Origin of the sequence: Ochrobactrum sp. SFR4, assembly GCF_019730395.1 — a bacterium.
Classification (GTDB): domain Bacteria; phylum Pseudomonadota; class Alphaproteobacteria; order Rhizobiales; family Rhizobiaceae; genus Pseudochrobactrum.
This window is the reverse complement of the sequence record NZ_JAAPBB010000970.1, coordinates 1-258: the sequence shown is the minus strand read 5'-3', so window position 1 is coordinate 258 and position 258 is coordinate 1. Positions and strand designations below refer to the sequence as shown.

1 pseudogene is annotated in these 258 nt (G+C 52.3%); it reads right to left on the bottom strand.

The window, feature by feature from the left end:
- Window positions 1-258: pseudogene (locus HBA93_RS21970) on the bottom strand (phage tail protein); the annotation flags it as partial.

The following is a 258-nucleotide window of genomic DNA, read 5'->3' as shown; positions in this document are numbered from 1 at the left end:
CGTCGTGAACGCGAACAAAAGGGTCAACCAGATAAGTGTAGCGGGAGGAGAAATCAGCACGATACTTAAGGCTGTCTTCAGCAGAAACACCGCCGGTGTCGAAGATAGCAACGGCCTTCAGCTTTTCGGAAACTTGTTCCAGTGCATCAGCGACCGGATTTTTCGCATCATCAATGCGCTTGGCAGAGTAGCCCGGAACGATAAGCAGATCCGGCTCAGCGCCTACATGCCCTAGCGCATAAGACAATGCGTGAACAC